The organism is Aeromonas jandaei (assembly GCF_037890695.1).
Classification (GTDB): domain Bacteria; phylum Pseudomonadota; class Gammaproteobacteria; order Enterobacterales; family Aeromonadaceae; genus Aeromonas; species Aeromonas jandaei.
The window spans coordinates 1,940,308-1,955,882 of record NZ_CP149571.1; the positions used below are offsets into that span (position 1 = coordinate 1,940,308).

Consider the following 15,575-nt stretch of genomic DNA (forward strand, 5'->3'; position numbering starts at 1 on the left):
TAATTGGACGATCGCGTCACTGTGTCGCCGAACGCTCACCTAACTAATAGATGCCCAGGGAACGTTCGAATACGCTTCGCTATTCGAACCTACCTTCCTTGTTTTGATTCAAGGCTACAAGATGATGATCGATATTCCTGACGACAAGCTGGTTGCCGGTGTGGACGAAGTGGGCCGTGGCCCGCTGGTGGGTGACGTGGTCACCGCCGCGGTCATTCTCGACCCGGCCAATCCGATTGCAGGGCTGGCTGACTCCAAGAAGCTCTCCGAGAAGAAGCGCCTCGCTCTGTTTGACGAGATCAAGGAGAAGGCGCTGGCCTTCGCCATCGGCCGTGCGACTCCGGAGGAGATCGACGAGCTCAACATCCTGCATGCCACCATGTTGGCGATGCAGCGCGCCGTAGCGGGGCTGAAGGTGACGCCCGAGCTGGTCTTTATCGATGGCAACCGCTGCCCGGCTCTGCCGATGGAGGCGCGTGCCGTGGTCAAGGGCGATAGCCTGGTGGCCGCCATCAGCGCCGCCTCGATCCTCGCCAAGGTGACCCGTGATGCGGAGATGACCGAGCTGGACAGCCGTCACCCCGAGTACGGCTTCGCCCGCCACAAGGGTTATCCGACTGCGGAGCACCTCGCCATTCTGGCTGAGCGCGGCCCGCTGCCGGAGTATCGCAAAAGCTTCAAGCCGGTGCGCCGCGCACTGGGGCTCGAATAATCCATGCTGATCTGTCTGAACGATTTCTGCCTTGGCTGGTTCTGCTTGCGTAATGAGAGGGCATGACGATGGCTGACCCCCGTTTTATCCATTTGCGAGTCCACACCGACTTCTCCATGGTGGATGGACTGCAGAAGATCAATCCCATCGTCGGGGCTGCCGCGGCCGACAACATGCCGGCGATTGCCCTGACCGACCAGATGAACATGTGTGGTCTGGTGCGCTTCTATGGTGCCGCCCACGGCAAGGGGATCAAACCCATCGTCGGTGCCGACTTCTGGGTACAGAGTGACGAGCTTGGCGACGAGCAGTTCCGCCTCACCCTGCTTGCCATGGACAACGAGGGCTACCAGAACATCACCCTGCTCATCTCCCGCGGTTATCAGCGCGGCCATGTGCAGGGGCGTCCGGTCATCGACAAGGCCTGGCTTGCCGAACACGCCAAGGGGGTGATCGTCCTCTCCGGCGGGCGCGAGGGGGATGTGGGCAAGTTCCTGCTCAAGGGTAACCGCCAGATGACCGAGCAGTGCGTCGCCTTCTATCAGACCCATTTCCCGGATGCCTATTACCTCGAGCTGCTGCGTACCGGCCGCTCTGACGAGGAGGTCTATCTGCACATGGCGGTGGCCATTGCCACCGAGTTCGAGCTGCCGGTAGTGGCCACCAACGAGGTAGTGTTCCTCAACGCCGATGATTTCGACGCCCACGAGATCCGGGTCGCCATCCATGATGGCTATACCCTGATGGACAAGCGCCGTCCCCGTCGCTACAGCCCGCAGCAGTACCTGCGCAGCCAGGAGGAGATGTGCGAGCTCTTTGCCGACATCCCCGAGGCGCTGGAGAACACGGTGGAGATCGCCAAGCGCTGCAACGTGACGGTGCGTCTCGGCGAATATTTCCTGCCCAACTTCCCGACCGGCGACATGACCACCGAAGATTTTCTGGTGGCCAAATCGAAAGAGGGTCTGGAGGAGCGTCTCGAGTTCCTGTTCCCGGACCCGGCGGTGCGGGCAGAGCGCCGTCCCGAGTATGACGAGCGTCTCGATATCGAGCTGAAAGTAATCAACCAGATGGGCTTCCCGGGTTACTTCCTCATCGTGATGGAGTTTATCCAGTGGTCCAAGGACAACGGCATCCCCGTTGGCCCGGGCCGTGGCTCCGGTGCAGGCTCTCTGGTGGCCTACGCCCTCAAGATTACCGACCTCGACCCGCTGGAATTTGACCTGCTGTTCGAACGTTTCCTCAACCCCGAACGGGTATCCATGCCCGACTTCGACGTCGACTTCTGTATGGATCGACGGGACGAGGTGATCGAGCACGTCTCCGACATGTATGGCCGGGAGGCGGTGTCGCAGATCATCACCTTCGGCAGCATGGCGGCCAAGGCGGTGGTGCGGGACGTGGGCCGGGTGCTGGGCCACGCCTACGGTTTTGTCGATCGCATCTCCAAGCTCATTCCGCCAGATCCCGGCATGACCCTGGCCAAGGCGTTCGAGGCCGAGCCCAAGCTGCCCGAGCTCTACGAGCAGGATGAGGAGGTCAAGGACCTCATCGACATGGCCCGCCGCTTGGAAGGGGTAGTGCGCAATGCCGGTAAACACGCCGGTGGCGTGGTAATCGCGCCCACCAAGATCACCGACTTTGCGCCGCTCTACTGCGATGACGAGGGTCATCACCCGGTCACCCAGTTCGACAAGAACGACGTGGAGTACGCCGGTCTGGTGAAGTTCGACTTCCTCGGTCTGCGCACGCTCACCATCATCGACTGGGCGCTCGGCATGATTAACCCGCGTCTTGCCAAAGAGGGCAAGCCGCCGGTCGACATCGCCGCTATTCCCATCGATGACAAGAAGTCGTTCGATTTGCTGCAGCGCTACGAGACCACAGCGGTATTCCAGCTTGAATCCCGTGGCATGAAGGACCTCATCAAGCGGCTGCAGCCCGACTGTTTCGAAGACATGATCGCACTGGTGGCCCTGTTCCGACCGGGCCCGCTCCAGTCAGGCATGGTGGATAACTTCATCGACCGTAAACACGGTAATGAAGCCATCTCCTATCCGGACGAGAAGTGGCAGCACGAGAGCCTCAAGCCCATCCTTGAGCCCACCTACGGCATCATCCTCTATCAGGAGCAGGTGATGCAGATTGCCCAGACGCTGGCGGGCTATACGCTCGGTGGCGCGGACATGCTGCGCCGGGCGATGGGTAAGAAAAAGCCCGAGGAGATGGCCAAGCAGCGGGCCGGTTTCGAAGAGGGCGCCATCAAGAATGGCGTCGACGGCGAACTGGCGATGAAGATCTTCGATCTGGTGGAGAAGTTTGCGGGCTACGGCTTCAACAAGTCGCACTCCGCCGCCTATGCGCTGGTCTCCTACCAGACCCTCTGGCTCAAGACTCACTTCCCGGCCGAGTTCATGGCGGCGGTCATGACCGCCGATATGGACAACACCGACAAGATCGTGACCCTGGTGGACGAGTGCCAGCGGATGGGGCTGACCGTGATCCCGCCGGACGTCAACACCGGCCGCTATCGCTTCAGCGTCAACGAAGACGGTCACATCGTCTACGGTATCGGCGCGGTGAAGGGGGTGGGTGAAGGGCCCATCGACGCGATTCTGGACGCGCGGGATCGGGACGGCCCGTTCCGCGATCTGTTCGACTTCTGCAACCGGGTCGACATCAAGAAGCTCAACAAGCGGGTGATGGAGAAGCTTATTCTCTCCGGCGCCATGGATCGGCTCGGCCCCCACCGTGCCGCCCTGATGGCGACTCTGGAAGAGGCGATGCGCGCCGCCGAGCAGCATGCCAAGGCGCAGGCGGTGGGGCAGGTCGACATGTTCGGCGTGCTCACCGAGGAGATCGACGACGTCAAGAAGGCGTTCGCCAATGTGCCGCACTGGCCTGACAAGGTGTGGCTGGAGGGGGAGCGAGAAACCCTCGGGCTCTATCTGACCGGTCACCCCATCAACCAGTACAGCGGCGAATTGCGTCGTTATACGTCGGGCCGGTTGTGCGATCTGCATCCTACCTCCCGCGATACGGTGACCACGGCGGCAGGGCTGGTGATTGCCGCCCGCAGCATGGTGACCAAGCGCGGCAACAAGATGGGGATCTTCACTCTGGACGACCGTTCCGGCCGTCTCGATGTGACACTTTTCAGCGAAGCGCTGGAAAAGTACGAAGAGTTGATGCAAAAAGACCGTATTTTGGTGGTTTCTGGACAGGTCAGCTTTGATGACTTCTCCGGTGGCCTTAAAATGTCGGCCCGTGAATTACTGGATATCAACGATGCGAGGGAGCGTTTTGCCAGAGCAATTCGCATCTCCCTTGATGAACAGCGTATCGATGATCGCTTTTTTCCGCGTTTGTGCGAGATTTTGGAGCCCGCCCGTGCCGGAGTCTGTCCGGTTCAGGTAAACTATCGTCGCCCCGGCTCCCGGGTGCGATTGACGCTCGGTACCGAGTGGCGGGTGACGCCCACCGATCAACTGTTAGATGACTTGCGCGTCCTGCTTGGGCGAGAGCGGGTCGAGTTGGTTTTTGATTAGAGGTTCTAAGGCCCTATGAGTCTTTTTCTGGATTTTGAACAGCCGATTGCCGAGTTGCAGGCGCAGATTGATGAACTCAAGCATGTGAGTGAAGGCAATCGTGCCGTGGATCTTAAAGACGAGATCCATCGGCTGGAGAAGAAAAACGAAGAGCTGACCAAGAAGATCTTCGGTGATCTGGGTGCCTGGCAGGTATCCCAGATGGCGCGTCATCCCCAGCGCCCTTATACCCTCGACTACCTCGAGCACATCTTCACCGATTTTGACGAGCTGGCTGGCGATCGCGCCTATGCCGACGACAAGGCCATCGTGGGCGGTATCGCCCGTCTCGACGGCGAGCCGGTGATGGTGATTGGTCACCAGAAGGGTCGCGAGACCAAGGAGAAGATCAAGCGCAACTTTGGCATGCCGCGCCCGGAAGGGTATCGCAAGGCCCTGCGCCTGATGGAGATGGCTGAACGCTTCAAGATGCCGATCATCACCTTTATCGACACTCCGGGCGCCTACCCGGGCGTGGGTGCCGAGGAGCGTGGCCAGTCCGAAGCGATTGCCCGCAACCTGAAGGTGATGGCCGGTCTGACCGTGCCGGTAGTCTGCACCGTGATCGGTGAAGGCGGCTCTGGCGGCGCACTGGCTATCGGCGTGGGCGACCGCGTCAACATGCTGCAGTACTCCACTTATTCCGTCATCTCGCCGGAAGGGTGTGCTTCCATCCTGTGGAAGAGTGCCGACAAGGCCTCCGTAGCGGCCGATGCGATGGGGATCACTGCCCAGCGCCTGAAAGAGCTCAAGCTCATCGACTCCATCGTCGAGGAGCCGCTTGGCGGCGCTCACCGCGATGTCGCCAAGATGGCCAAAAACCTCAAGGCGCGCATCAAGCAGGATCTGGATGCCCTGCGTCCGCTCGATAGCGAGCAGCTGCTGGAGCTGCGTTACCAGCGTCTGCTGGGCTACGGCTACTGCTAAGTCCACTTGCTCTGCATCAAGCCCCCGTCGATACGGGGGCTTTTGTTTTATGGCCCTTTAACACGATGTCAGGCGTGTTTCTGAGCACTGGTTGGAGGCAACAAAAAAGCGCCCCGGGTGAGCGGGGCGCTTTTACCAAGATTGACTCGATTACAGCTCAATCTCGTCGGTCAGACCTTCATAGGCGATATCGATTGATTGCAGCTCCTTCTGCAGGCGGTGCTTGTCTTTCAACGCCTCAATCTCGCGCCATTTGCGTTTTTTTCCCGTTGTCCCGCGGCTACGTGAACCGAGCTCAACTACCTCGTCATAATCGAAGTTGAACATTTCCATGGCTCCCTCCTTGGTTTTTATCGTTTTCACCATCCGTATAACATAACGAGGTTGAAAATAAAACGTTTTCGTTACAGCTCTATGACCGTGCTAAAAGTCGGGTACAAAAAAACCGGGCTCCCCTGAGGGAGCCCGGTTTTTAGTAGAAAAATTAACCGATTACAGGCGGCCTGCCAGCATGGTTTCCAGCTTGCCCTGGTCGATGGCAAACATGCGGATACCTTCGCCCAGCTTCTCGTGAGCCATGGCGTCCTGGTTCAGTTCCCAGCGGAATTCGGCCTCGGTCATCGGGGTCGGTTTCGCTTTGCGCTCGCCGGTGTAGTCCAGCTTGCGTACCACAGCGCCTTCAGCCTTGCTCAACTCTTCCAGCAGGGCCGGGCCAATGGTCAGACGGTCGCAGCCTGCCAGCTCCAGGATCTCGCCGGTGTTGCGGAAGCTGGCGCCCATGACTACGGTCGGGTAGTCGTGCTGCTTGTAGTAGTTGTAGATGGAGGTAACGGAGACCACGCCCGGATCTTCGCTGGCAGTGTAATCACGGCCATTTTTGGCTTTGTACCAGTCGAGGATGCGGCCCACGAACGGGGAGATCAGGAAGGCGCCGGCTTCGGCACAGGCGCGGGCCTGGGCGAAGGAGAACAGCAGGGTCAGGTTGCACTGGATACCCTCTTTCTCCAGCACCTCGGCGGCACGGATCCCTTCCCAGGTGGAAGCCAGTTTGATCAGGATGCGGTCGTTGCTGATGCCGGCTTCGTTGTAGAGACGGATCAGTTTGCGGGCCTTGGCGATGCTGGCGTCGGTATCGAAGGAGAGGCGGGCATCCACTTCGGTGGAGATACGGCCCGGAACGATCTTCAGCACTTCCAGACCGATGTTGACTGCCAGCTTGTCGCCCGCGTCGATGATTTGCTGTGCCTTGTCCTGGCTCTGGGATTTGGCCCACTTGATGGCGTCTTCGATCAGCGGTGCGTACTCGGGGATCTCGGAGGCTTTCAGAACCAGAGAGGGGTTGGTGGTGGCATCGATGGGCTGATAGCGTTTGATCGCTTCGATATCGCCGGTGTCGGCAACAACAGTGGTCAGGGCTTTCAGCTGGGTTAATTTATCGGCCATAGCGAATGTCATCTCTTAATGAGGGAGTAATCCCTGGGTTGCGGGCTTGAGACGGTGGTTCTGAAATAAAATTACAGGATCTTGATGCCTCAGGCTCAGAAAAGCGCGATGGGTATGACCCATCATCATTGCCTGCCTAATTAATACTTATGTGGTGCTTCCTGCAATAGGGGCACTTGGCTGTTAAATATTCAGACTGTTGAGATATTCCGTTTTAATGTGCAAAACATACTGATTAATAAGGTTTTTTTATATTTTCGGCAGAGCGTTTCCGGTTTGCGGCCAAGCCATTTTTTTTAGCCAATATTCATATTTGCGTGGCCGATCACATAAATTCTTGAGTTGCATACTTGAAATTTTCTTACAGCGAAAACGTTTTGCGAAATATCCCCTCTTGAAAGCCGTTTCATGCAAGCGTTTGCCTGTTTCTGACGGAGGGAAATAGGCCGGCAGAAAAATACTCCTATGGAGCTATATTCGCGTTTGTCTGATTAAATTATTGGATTTGTTGAAAGTTTGCGATTTAAATGGAGCTTTAGTGGCGTTTTCCGTTCGTTTTTTGTGTCCAGAGTGATCGGGATCACTATTCCGGACTCTTCCGCTGTGCTAGATTCCGCCCCTTTAGCGACACGATAATTAAACAACAGACAGAAAGCGGCCTGTGTACGCAGATTTGCACTGGCCATGGATGTGAATAACAACGAGAGAATTATGGACACCTTGATTGCGATGCTAAACGACCTGATGTGGGGAGCCGTGCTCATCTACCTGCTCATCGGGGTCGGTATCTTCTTCACCTTCCGCCTGGGTTTTATCCAGATCCGCCACTTCGGCCACATGTTCTCCGTGCTGAAAAACAGCCGCAAATCGGACAACGCCGGCATCTCCTCCTTCCAGGCACTCTGCACCAGCCTCGCAGCCCGGGTCGGCACCGGCAATCTGGCCGGTGTGGCCGTCGCCATCTATCTGGGTGGCCCCGGCGCCATCTTCTGGATGTGGCTGATCGCCTTTATCGGTATGTCGACCGCCTTCGTCGAAAGCACTCTGGCCCAGCTCTACAAGGTCAAGGATGAGGATGGCAACTACCGTGGCGGTCCTGCCTACTACATGGAGAAGGGGCTTGGCATGCGCTGGATGGGGGTGCTCTTTTCGCTCTGCCTCATCCTGGCGTTTGGTCTGGTGTTCAACGCGGTGCAGGCCAACTCCATCAGTCTGGCGATGAAGGTGGCCTTCGGTATTCCTGACTGGGTCAGCGGTCTGGCGCTGGTGCTGCTCTCCGGCCTCATCATCTTCGGCGGCATTCGCGGCATCGCCCGTTTTGCCGAGCTGGTGGTGCCCTTTATGGCGTTGGCCTACATCCTGCTGGCGTTGGTCATCGTTGCCATGAACATCAGCGAGCTGCCCCACGTGATGATGCTGATCTTCAAATCCGCCTTCGGCATTGAACAGGCGGGTTCGGGAGCGCTCGGCTATGCCATCTCCCAGGCGATGATCAACGGCATCAAGCGCGGTCTCTTCTCCAACGAGGCGGGCATGGGCTCGGCTCCCAACGCAGCAGCCACTGCCACCCCCTATCCGCCGCACCCGGCCTCACAGGGTTATGTGCAGATGCTGGGGGTCTTTATGGACACCATCATCATCTGCACCTGTACCGCAGCTATCATCCTGATGTCAGGTCAGTTTGAGCCGGGCTCCGGTGTGACCGGGGTGGAGCTGACCCAGCGTGCGCTCTCCTCCCAGATTGGTCATGGCGGCAATATCTTCATTGCGGCGGCCATCTTCTTCTTCGCCTTCACCTCCATCGTTGCGAACTACTCCTATGCCGAGACCAACCTGGTGTTCCTCGAGCACAACCACAAGGGCGGCCTGATGCTGTTCCGGATGTTTGTGCTGGGGATGGTGATGTTCGGCTCGGTAGGAGAGTTGCCGACCGTCTGGGCGATGGCGGATGTCTCCATGGGGTTGATGGCCATCGTTAACCTGGTGGCCATCCTGCTGCTCTCCGGCGTCGCCATCAAGCTGGCGAAGGATTACAACGACCAGCTCAGGCTGGGCAAGGTGCCTACCTTTGATGCCAACAAGTATCCCGAGATCCGCTCCCAGCTGGAAGAGGGTATCTGGGATAATCCCGTCAAAAAGTAATCCGTGTTGCATGATGTGCAAGAGAGGGGAGCCGGTGGCTCCCCTCTCTTTTTATGCCTTGTGTGATGCGCTTATGGCTGGCGATCCCAGCTCTGGCAAATCTGGTGCACTCGCCGTGTCAGCTGTCGCTGGCAGCGTTTCTGCTGATGGGCGGTGAGCGGCCCGTAACGCCAACGCCGGTAGAGCCAGGCCGCCTGCAGCAAGGGGCGGGATAGAGCGGGACGCAGCGTTGCCAGTCGTTCACACCACTGGCCCAGCGTCTCGCCCGCTTGCACTGTGCAGCCGGCCGCTGTTCCCCGACGCAGCAGTGGCTGCCAGATCCGCAGGGGGGCGGGTTCGCGGGCAGGCCAGAGGAGCGGCAGGCTGACCATCAGAGCGACCAGCAGCAAACTGAGCAGGATAAGCCAGGGGGTCTGCCCGGCCAGCGATGGCCAGCGCAGCGCAACCTGTTGCCAGAGCTGGTCGGCATCGTGTCCCAATACCCACCGGCTCCACTGGTAGTCGAGATTGTTGCCCCACCAACGCAACTGGTTGAGCAGGGCCCAGCTGCGATAGCGCTGCAAAGAGAGGGGGTCGGCGGCGGCAAACTGCTCGCCGAGCGCCTGCGCCATATTGCCCTCGATACGCTCCGGTGCGACGACTGCGGTCGGGTCGATGCGCTGCCAATGCTGCTGCCGGTCGAGATACTCCACCCAAGCGTGGGCATCGAACTGGCGGACTGCCAGATAGCTGCCTTGCGGGTTCCACTCGCCACCGAGATAGCCGGTCACCAGTCGTGCCGGAATACCAGCTGCCCGCAGCACAAAGGCAGTTGCCATTGCGTAGTGGCCACAAAATCCCCGCCGGGTATCGAACAGGAAATCGTCCACCCCATCCGGGCCAAGCCGCGGTGGCGTCAGAGTATAGGCGTAAGGCTGGCTGCGAAATCGGGTCATCAGGGCGCCGACCAGCGCGCTCGGTTCGGGATAATGGATGGCAAGCTCCCGGGCATAGGCCCGCGCCTGCGGATTGCCCTCGGCAGGTAGCTGGAGGTTGCGCTGCCGTTCACGCTCTGTCGCGTCGGGGAGAGTCGCTGTGCTTGCCCGATAGCGGATGGCCAGCTCGTTGCTCCCCTGCCGGTAGAGAGTCGCGATCGGAGTGGCTTGTACCGGCCCCGCCACCACACGGGGCGCCGTCATGGCGAAGGCCCAGCGATGGCGCTGTGGCTCTGCGAGCACTTCATAGCTCCCCGCGGGCAGCGGGCTATCTGATAGCGTGGATGTCACGTTCAGCAAGGGGACTGTTTGCTGCCATCTCTTCACCTCGGTGCTCAGTTGCCAGCGCCGTCCGTCAAAATACTCCTGCCGCATGACCGGAAAGTAGCGCTCGTACTGCGGCGGCGGGCCATCGGCAAAGGTGACGCGAAACACCAGCTCGGAGGAGCTGACCAGCTCGTTGATGTCGCCAGGGGCCACCTCTTCCGAGAGGCCTGTCAGGGCTCGGGTTGCGGTCGGCATCTGCCAGAGTGGTGGCAACCTTGGCAGCACGATAAAGAGGGTCAGCAGCAGGGGAAGGGCGAGCAGCAGGGCGCCGCCCGCGCTGCGCCATGGGTGCTTTTGTTGTGGGGCCGCGGCATTGACCAGTGCAGTGACCGCCAGCCAGAGCGAGAGTGCCAGCAACAGCGCCCAGCCGATGCTCTGGCGCTGCACCAGTGCCAGCGCAATCAGAAAGAAGGCGAGCAGCAGCACCTGTTCGACATCCCGATCGCGCCGGACCTCGATGAGCTTGAGGCTGTAGCCGAGCCAGAGCAGGTTGACCAGCGCGGGCAGGGTGCCCAATCCCCGCCACTGCAGCAGGAGCATCAGCAAACAGCCGATGGCCAGTATCGCCAGCACTCGTGCCGGTGGAGGCCGCCATCCGCGCCACAGCATCATGGCGCGGGTAAACAGGGTGATGGCGCCCACCGCCATGACCCATAGCTGTAGCTGGGGCCAGAGTGCGGCAATGATCAGCAGCTGTTGCAGGGCGATGAGGGGCAGCAGGCGCCGGTTATCGAGCAGCATCCGTTCTGCCCTCGTCTGCCGGGTTATCCAGTTGCGCCAGTGCCAGCAGGCAGCGCTGCACAAATGCGGGGCCGCTATCAGGCCCCAACGTCTCCCGGGCCAGCGTCAGGGAGAAGGGAAGCCCCTGTTTGCCATAGTTGCAGCACCACCAGGCGAGTACCGCCAACCGCTGCTCCAGATCGCCGCCTGCTACCCGCGACAGACTGAGATGGCGGCCAGCCCGATGCGGCTCACAAAACTGTTTGCTCAGCAGGCCGCGCCCCTGAGCCAGCTGTTTCCAGGCGATCCGGCTCATGGCTTCGCCCTGCTGGTGGGCCCGCAAGGTATCAAAGTCGCCAATGGCGGCTGGCAACATATCCCCCTGCTGTTCGTCGGCTGTGGTGCTCTCACCTTCCCGCAGCGGGCCATAGACAGCCTTGGGGTAGACCCACCCTTCCAGTTGCAGATCCGGCAACGACCAGCAGCGAAAGAGGCCGAGGGGATAGCGGCTCTCGACTTTTAGCCGGCCAAGGAGGAGGCGACCGCGGCGCAGACCCGTGACCGGCAACAGCAGGTCGAGGGGCGTGGAGCCTATCTCGGCCTGCCAGAGCGCGCCATCACCCAGGGTAAACTGAACGCCGTAGATCGGGCGCGGGCTCTGAACCCGTATTCTGATGGAGAGCTGGCTGCCCGCCTCGCCGGTGATGGTGGGCCCTCCCATCAAGGCCAGACCCTGCAAGTTGCGATGGGTGAGCCACATGGCCGTCATAAACAGGCTGCCGAGGCAGTAGGCGACCAGCAGCACCAGATTGTTCTGGTAGTTGGTGCCGAGCAGGTAGATGGCGAGCAGTACCAGCAGATAGAGCAACCCCATGCGGGTGGGCAGGATGAAGAGGCTGCGCGGCCCCAGCGTGATCTGGCGTGACGGGGGGATGCGGCGATCAAGCCAGCGCAGCTGCCAGCGATCCCTTAGCCGGCGCCAGTCAGTCATGGCCGATCCGGATCGACGCTGGCCAGCAGCCGCTGGCTCAGGGGGCAGGCTTCGCCGTGCTGCACGCCAAAGCTGCCCCGCAGCCGATGCTCCGCCACATAGGGAAAGATCGCCTGCACATCCTCCACTGTGACGAAGCGTCGTCCGGCCACCAGCGCCCAGGCCCGGCTCACCGCCAGCAGGGTCTGGGCCGCACGGGGGGAGAGGGGCTGTGGCAGCTCGCCATCAAAACGGCTCTGCTGTACCAGTGCCAGCAGGTAGTCGAGGGTGGCATCCGAGAGATGAATGGCCTCGGCTTCGGCTTGCAACAGGGCCAGGGCATCGGCGTCCAGCAGGCAGGGGAGAGGCTGGCTCAGCTGCTGGCCGCGCAGCAGTCTGCGCTCCGCCTCGCGAGGAGGGAAACCGAGTGAAAGCCGCACGGCAAACCGGTCGAGCTGGGATTCGGGCAGGGGATAGGTGCCCGCCTGATCGGCCGGGTTCTGGGTGGCGATGACGAAAAATGGAGTGGGGAGGGGATGGGTATGCCCCTCGATGCTTACCTTCTGCTCGGCCATCGCCTCCAGCAGCGCGCTCTGCACCTTGGGGCTGGCGCGGTTGATCTCGTCGGCCAGCAGCACCTGGGTGAAGATGGGGCCGGGGTGAAAGGTGAAGTGCTGCTGGCGGGGATCAAAGATCTGCAGGCCCAGCAAATCGGCGGGTAGCAGATCGGCGGTAAACTGCATCCGGCGGCAGCTCAGTCCCAATACCTGTGCCAGCGCCTGAGCCAGAGTGGTCTTGCCCATGCCGGGCAGATCCTCGATCAGCAGGTGGCCACGGGCCAGCAGGGTGACCAGTGCAACCTTGAGCTGCAGCGGTTTACCCAGAATCACCTGTTCCAGCGCTGTCAGCACCGCCGTGATCTGTTCCTGTGATTTCACTACTCCTCCCGCTTTCGGCTTGTCCGTATCTTGCTTCTCTTTTTTGGCACCTACAGCTTATACGCCAGTCGCTCAGGGCGGGCTCAGTACGCCGTAAAACCATTGAAATGGCCCGTTTTTTCAATGACTTCACATCGACTTCACCGTTGTTCACGCTCAGCTCACCAAGTTTCCTTATGATGCACTTCTCAACTCACCACAAGACAGATGTCATGAAACAACCAACAACTCTTTCGCGGTTGGCGCTGGGTTCCCTGCTGATCTCTGCATTCGCTTCTGCTGCACAGGATGCTCCTCTCACCGCCATCGTGGACGGCGCCATTCAACCCGTGCTCAAGGAGTACCGGATCCCGGGAATGGCGGTTGCCGTACTGAAAGATGGCAAGGCCCACTATTTCAACTATGGTGTTGCCAACCGGGAGAGCGGTCAGCGCGTCAGCGAGCAGACCCTGTTTGAAATCGGCTCGGTCAGCAAGACCCTGACCGCGACCCTCGGTGCCTACGCCGTGGTCAAGGGGGGCTTCAAGCTGGATGACAAGGTGAGCCAGCACGCAGCCTGGCTGAAAGGCTCTGCCTTTGATGGTGTGACCATGGCCGATCTTGCCACCTACAGTGCTGGCGGCTTGCCCCTGCAGTTCCCCGATGCGGTCGACTCGGCAGAGAAGATGCAAGCCTACTACCGCCAGTGGACGCCGCTCTTTGCCGCCGGTACCCAGCGGGAGTACTCCAACCCCAGCATAGGTCTGTTCGGCTATCTGGCTGCGAGCTCTCTGGGCCAACCCTTCGAGCAGCTGATGAGCCAGACCCTGTTGCCGGGGCTCGGCCTTGCCCACACCTACCTCAAGGTGCCTGCGGCAGCCATGGGCGATTACGCCTACGGCTATGCCAAAGAGGAGAAACCGATCCGGGTCAATCCGGGAGTGCTGGCGGACGAGGCCTATGGCATCAAGACCAGCTCGGCGGATTTCATCAAGTTTGTCGAGGCCAACATGACCAAATGCGGTGACGCAACCATGCAGCAGGCCATTGCCATGACTCATACCGGTTTCTTCTCGGTAGGAGGGATGACTCAGGGGCTGGGCTGGGAGAGTTATGCCTATCCCGTCACCGAGCAGGCGCTGCTGGCGGGCAACTCGCCGGCAGTGAGCTACAAGGCCAATCCGGTGGAACGCTTTGCCGCGCCCAAAGATATGGGGGAGCAGCGGCTCTACAACAAGACGGGATCGACCAACGGCTTTGGTGCCTATGTCGCCTTTGTCCCGGCCAAGGGGATTGGCATCGTCATGCTGGCCAACCGCAACTATCCCAACGATGCCCGGATCAAGGCGGCCTACGCCATTTTGAGCAAGCTGGCCGACTAATCACGGAGGCAGCGTTTTACCGCAAGCGAGTGCGCCGGGATTGCCCGGCGCACTTTTTATCGCATTTATTTTTACTCAGCTCACGGTGCTCTTCTGCCTGGCGGTTTGTTCATCCAGTTGCCTTAATCGCACATCGGTAGAAACAATATTTCCAATTTGGAATGTATCGATCGCCATCTCTTCACTAGGTGTGGTGGTAGCTCCCCCCTATAGTGCTCCGCATATTCACCCGCTTGCCTGCTGTTTGCCGCGCTTTTGGCAGAACAGGGGCCAGATTTCTGCTACGGAGCCTCCATGAGAACTTTTCTGCTGTGCGCCTTCCTGATGATCATCCTCTATCCGGTCGGCATCGATCTCTATCTGGTCGCCGTCCCCCGGATTGCCGAGAGCCTGCAGGCCAATGAGGCGCAGATCCACACCGCCTTCTCCATCTACCTCTTTGGCATGGCCGCGACAGTCCTGTTGGGGGGTATGATTGCCGATCGTTATGGTCGTCGCCCCGTGGTGCTGGGCGGTGCCATCATTTTTCTTGCCGCCTCGCTGGTGGCTGCCAACGCGACCGATGTCATTCACTTCTATCTGGGCCGTTTCTGGCAGGGTGTCGGGGCGGGATCGCTCTATATCATGACTTTTACCGTGTTGCGGGATGTGTTGAACAAGGAGCGGTTGGCAATGGCGCTCTCCATGATCAACGGGGTTATCTGCGTTATCCCGGTGCTGGCTCCGGTGCTTGGTTATCTGATCCTCTCCCGCTTTGCATGGCAGGGGATCTTCGTGGTGATGGCGCTGGTCGCGGCCCTCACCGGGCTGGTCAATATGGTGTTGCTGAAGGAGACCCGCCCGGCGAGTTCCGCAGTCAGTGATAGCCGTCTGCCGTTCGAGTTGCTGCGCTCTGCACGCTTTATGTTGCTCTCTCTGCTGACCAGCGCCAGTGTGACGGCCATTCTGGTCTACGTCAGCGTCTCTCCCCTGATCCTGATGCAGGAGCTGGGCTTCTCTCCCGAGCAGTACTCCGTCGTCATGATGGTGATGGCCGGGGTGAGCATGTCCACCTCTTTTCTGATGCCCCTGCTGCTGCGCCTGCTTGGCAAGCAGCGGATGCTGGCGGTATCTCATCTGGCCTATCTGCTGGCGGCGCTTCTGCTGCTGGGCAGCTTGCTGCAGGAGAATGATGTTCGCCTGTTGCTGACCGCTTTTGCGCTGGTCTGTGTCGGGTTCTCCTGCGGTTTCGGGGTGGCCATGGGTGAAGCGCTGGATGGTTGTCAGCACAACGTGGCATTCGCCAGCGCGGTGCTCTGCGTCATGCAGATTAGTCTCTCCGGTCTCTACATCTGGTTGATGGGGCAGCTCGGCTTTACCCCGTCCGGCATGCTGTTCTACTCCCTGTTATTGACTCTGCTCAGTTATCTCGCCGTCAAAGGGTTGGTACCATGGTTTGCCGTTCGCGAAGCGCAGTCGCGAGGATAAGCGTCGA

11 protein-coding genes are annotated in these 15,575 nt (G+C 59.9%); 6 read left to right on the top strand and 5 right to left on the bottom strand.

The features are described from left to right. The first annotated feature begins 121 nt into the window (after positions 1-121). The 3 genes from rnhB to accA all read left to right on the top strand — a co-directional run bounded on the left by rnhB (position 122) and on the right by accA (position 5,226). Positions 122-712, top strand: a complete 591-nt coding sequence (gene rnhB, locus WE862_RS09505; protein ID WP_042030268.1) for a ribonuclease HII — start codon at positions 122-124, stop codon at positions 710-712. Positions 713-780: 68 nt separating this feature from the next. Next, positions 781-4,260, top strand: a complete 3,480-nt coding sequence (gene dnaE / locus WE862_RS09510; RefSeq protein WP_198493556.1) for a DNA polymerase III subunit alpha — start codon at positions 781-783, stop codon at positions 4,258-4,260. Positions 4,261-4,275: 15 nt separating this feature from the next. Beyond that, the gene (gene accA / locus WE862_RS09515; RefSeq protein ID WP_198493516.1) at positions 4,276-5,226 is read left to right on the top strand and encodes an acetyl-CoA carboxylase carboxyl transferase subunit alpha; all 951 of its coding nucleotides are present in this window, start codon (positions 4,276-4,278) and stop codon (positions 5,224-5,226) included. 150 nt (positions 5,227-5,376) lie between these two features. On the opposite strand, the gene WE862_RS09520 is transcribed toward accA, so the two are convergent. After that, positions 5,377-5,559, bottom strand: a complete 183-nt coding sequence (locus WE862_RS09520; protein WP_005338547.1) for a DUF3545 family protein — start codon at positions 5,557-5,559, stop codon at positions 5,377-5,379. A 159-nt stretch (positions 5,560-5,718) separates the two neighbouring features. After that, complete coding sequence (gene tal, locus WE862_RS09525) at positions 5,719-6,669, bottom strand: transaldolase (RefSeq protein ID WP_033116083.1); 951 nt, start codon at positions 6,667-6,669, stop codon at positions 5,719-5,721. Between the two features lie 711 nt (positions 6,670-7,380). Here tal and WE862_RS09530 point away from each other — a divergent pair. Continuing rightward, positions 7,381-8,811 carry an alanine/glycine:cation symporter family protein gene (locus tag WE862_RS09530; protein ID WP_033116082.1) on the top strand — a complete coding sequence of 477 codons (1,431 nt, stop codon included), beginning with the start codon at positions 7,381-7,383 and terminating at the stop codon, positions 8,809-8,811. 71 nt (positions 8,812-8,882) lie between these two features. On the opposite strand, the gene WE862_RS09535 is transcribed toward WE862_RS09530, so the two are convergent. The 3 genes from WE862_RS09535 to WE862_RS09545 are packed head-to-tail and all read right to left on the bottom strand — an operon-like array spanning position 8,883 to position 12,740. Beyond that, positions 8,883-10,853: a transglutaminase TgpA family protein gene (locus tag WE862_RS09535; protein ID WP_198493515.1), complete on the bottom strand. Its 1,971-nt coding sequence runs from the start codon at positions 10,851-10,853 to the stop codon at positions 8,883-8,885. Beyond that, positions 10,840-11,823, bottom strand: a complete 984-nt coding sequence (locus tag WE862_RS09540; protein WP_042030272.1) for a DUF58 domain-containing protein — start codon at positions 11,821-11,823, stop codon at positions 10,840-10,842. Before WE862_RS09540 ends, WE862_RS09535 begins: the two co-directional genes overlap by 14 nt. Next, a complete protein-coding gene (locus WE862_RS09545) occupies positions 11,820-12,740 on the bottom strand; it encodes an AAA family ATPase (RefSeq protein ID WP_042030273.1) in 921 nt (306 codons plus the stop codon). Before WE862_RS09545 ends, WE862_RS09540 begins: the two co-directional genes overlap by 4 nt. 212 nt (positions 12,741-12,952) lie before the next feature. On the opposite strand from WE862_RS09545, the gene ampC reads away from it, so the two are divergent. Further along, complete coding sequence (gene ampC, locus WE862_RS09550; protein ID WP_082035423.1) at positions 12,953-14,101, top strand: FOX/MOX family class C beta-lactamase; 1,149 nt, start codon at positions 12,953-12,955, stop codon at positions 14,099-14,101. A gap of 294 nt (positions 14,102-14,395) precedes the next feature. After that, a complete protein-coding gene (locus WE862_RS09555; protein ID WP_042030274.1) occupies positions 14,396-15,568 on the top strand; it encodes an MdtL family multidrug efflux MFS transporter in 1,173 nt (390 codons plus the stop codon). Positions 15,569-15,575 lie beyond the last annotated feature (7 nt).